Origin of the sequence: Streptosporangium sp. NPDC006013, from assembly GCF_040614275.1 — a bacterium.
Taxonomy (GTDB): Bacteria; Actinomycetota; Actinomycetes; order Streptosporangiales; family Streptosporangiaceae; genus Streptosporangium.
In genome coordinates, this window is the sequence record NZ_JBEXUE010000825.1 from 1 (window position 1) to 2436 (window position 2436).

Here is a 2436-nt window from a genome sequence, read left to right on the forward strand (position 1 = left end):
CCGCTGGTGGGTCTGCTGGCCTACGTGAAACGTAGTCAATCGAATGCACCTCCTTCTAGGTGATCGACTCGGGCTGGTCAACGCGGGGCTTCAAGGTGCATCGCTGCACCTCAAGCCCCCTCCTTCGGGAGGGGGTCGTTGACCGCTACTCCTTGGAACTGGAGACCTCCGCCTGCTTCCGGCGAAGGGGGGAACGCGGCCCTTCGGCAATGTATCTGGATCCGGTCAGGTCACCGAGAGCGTGACGGCGACGGGTGCTTCGCTCAGGGGCGGCGGTTCTCCGGTTTCTTACCTCCGCCCTTGTGTCCGTTTAAGCCCATAATTGCCGTATGAGAATTACCGTCATCGAGCACGAGGCGGATGCGGGCCTCGGGTTCCTCGCCGAATGGCTGTCCGGAGCCGGGGCCGCCTGCGAGGTCGTCCGGCCCTACCTGGGCGAGGCCGTGCCCGAGCGGGCCGCCGGCGGGCTGATCGTCCTCGGCGGCGAGGCGGCGGCCTGGGAGGACGAGCAGTACCCCTGGCTGCCCGCCACCCGAGACCTGATCCGCGGCTGTGTCGAGGCGGGCGTGCCCACCCTGGGGATCTGCCTGGGAGCCCAGCTCATGACGCTCGCCTGCGGTGGTGCCGTCGAGCGCGGAGAGCACGGGCTGGAGGTGGGGGCGACCGAGGTCGTCCCGCTGCCGGCCGCCGGGGCGGACCCGCTGTTCACCGGCCTCGCCCCCGCTCCCGCCATCCAGTACCACCGCGACGCGATCACGCGGCTCCCCGCGGGCGCGGTGCCGCTGGCCACCGGCGACCCCTACCCCAACCAGGCCTACCGGCTTGGGGAGAACGCCTGGGCGGTGCAGTTCCACCCCGAGGCCACCCCGGAGATCTTCGCCGACTGGACGGCCGGCTCGGCCGACCGCCTGACCGACCTGGGCCACTCGGTCGAGGAGCTCAACACGCAGGTGAAGGAGGCCAGAGAGCGGCTCGTCGCCGCCTGGAGGCCGCTCGCCGAGCGATTCGCCACCGCCGTCCAAACCGCGTGACTGAGCGATTACGTTCCGAATCCGCTAACGACGCCGCACAGTTTCAGGATTAGCCTGTGCGGCGACGCTCCGAATGCCCGAGGTGCGCGCCGAGGCCGACGCGACCGCGAGGGGCGTGCACCTTTGATCGCTCGGGGTAAGGATTGAGGAAGGGCACCCGTGCCTGTGATCGAGGACCATGGAGGGTCGGTGGAGACCGTGCCCCGGATGCAGACGACTGCCGGGCGTCTGGCCAGGCTCGGCTTCGCCGACGGGGCCAGGGCCGAGCGGCTGCTCGACGAATTGGGGCCGGAGGCCTTCGGAGACATCGACCTGCTGACCTCGCTGGTCGCCGCGGCCGATCCCGACCTGGCGCTCACCTCGCTGAACCGGCTGGCCGAGCAGGACCCCAGCGTTCTTGGAGCGCTCCGATCGGATTCCGGGCTGCGCGCCCGGTTGCTCGGCGTCTTCGGCGTCAGCGCTGCGCTCGGCGATCATGTCGTCAGGCACCCGGAGCACTGGCGCCTGCTCTGCGGGGTGTCGGCGATGGAGCGCCCGGGCGAGGGGGAGCTCCGCGCGGAGCTGCTGCTCGCGGTCGGCGCCGAGCCCGACGACCCCGAGCCGAGGGCCACCGACGCCTCCACCGCCACCCTCTCGGCGCTGCGCGTCGCCTACCGGGGCCGCCTGCTCCACCTCGCCGCGCGCGACGTCACCGGGGCCGTCTCGCTGTCGGAGGTGACCGCCGAGCTGTCCGACCTGGCCGGGGCCGCGCTGGAGGCGGGGCTCGCCGTCGCCAGGTCGGAGCACCCGGAGGCGGGGGCGGTGCGGTTGGCCGTCATCGGCATGGGCAAGTGCGGGGCACGCGAGCTCAACTACATCAGCGACGTCGACGTCGTCTTCGTGGCCGAGCCGAGAGAGGGGGCCGACGACTCCCTCGACGAGCACGGGGCCATCAAGCTCGCCACCCGGCTGGCCCAGGGCATGATGCGCGCCTGTTCGACCAGTACCCCGGAAGGGGCGCTGTGGGAGGTCGACGCGGCGCTGCGCCCCGAGGGCAAGGCCGGGCCGCTGGTCCGCACCCTCGCCAGCCACCTGGCCTACTACCGGCGCTGGGCCAAGACGTGGGAGTTCCAGGCACTGCTGAAGGCACGGCCGGTCGCGGGTGACACCGAACTCGGAGAACAGTACGTCGCCGCGGTGAACGAGATGGTCTGGCAGGCCGCCACCCGGGACAAGTTCGTCGAGGACGTGCAGGCCATGCGCCGCCGGGTGGAGGAGCACGTCCGCGGCGGCGAGGCCGAGCGCCAGCTCAAGCTCGGGCCGGGCGAGCTGCGCGACATCGACGCCAGCGCCGTAACTTCCTGGTCACCCTGTTCATCTCCCAGGGCGTGCCGATGCTGCTGGCCGGTGACGAGTTCGGCCGGAC

The 2436-nt window shown here is 71.4% G+C and carries 1 protein-coding gene and 1 pseudogene; both read left to right on the forward strand.

The window, feature by feature from the left end; genetic code table 11:
* Window positions 1-329 precede the first annotated feature (329 nt).
* Window positions 330-1031: a type 1 glutamine amidotransferase gene (locus ABZ260_RS50010; RefSeq protein ID WP_355632725.1), complete on the forward strand. Its 702-nt coding sequence runs from the start codon at window positions 330-332 to the stop codon at window positions 1029-1031.
* A gap of 207 nt (window positions 1032-1238) precedes the next feature.
* A pseudogene (locus tag ABZ260_RS50015) lies at window positions 1239-2436 on the forward strand (bifunctional glutamine-synthetase adenylyltransferase/deadenyltransferase); the annotation flags it as partial.

Excerpts from the sequence above, each read along its gene's own strand:
- ABZ260_RS50010 (WP_355632725.1), top strand. The coding sequence starts at position 330 with ATGAGAATTACCGTCATCGAGCACGAGGCGGATGCGGGCCTCGGGTTC.